The 255-nt window shown below is 68.6% G+C and carries 1 protein-coding gene; it reads left to right on the top strand.

The genetic code is table 11. The features are described 5' to 3' along the window. On the top strand, nucleotides 1–255 hold a 255-nt coding region (locus tag EUU22_RS25190; protein ID WP_205687852.1), incomplete at both ends, for a hypothetical protein.

Below are 255 nucleotides of genomic sequence, written 5' to 3'. Positions count from 1 at the left end.
CGGCGCACACGGCGCTCGCCACCTCGCCGACGGTCGCGTGGAGGGTGATGATCCGCTCGCCCCGTTCCCGGCCGGTGCGGCCACACACCTGCTCCGGACCGACCGGTTCGAGCACGTCGCCGACATCATGGTCAACAGTTTCTATGACGCTGAGCTTGAACAGGGCTGCGCATTCGAGGAGCTGATCTCCTTCCACGGCGGGATGGGCGGCCCCCAGACGCGTCCGTTCCTGCTGTCGCCCGTGGAGCTGCCGCT

This window comes from Ciceribacter ferrooxidans (genome assembly GCF_004137355.1).
Classification (GTDB): domain Bacteria; phylum Pseudomonadota; class Alphaproteobacteria; order Rhizobiales; family Rhizobiaceae; genus Allorhizobium; species Allorhizobium ferrooxidans.
This window is presented reverse-complemented; position numbering and strand designations above follow the sequence as displayed.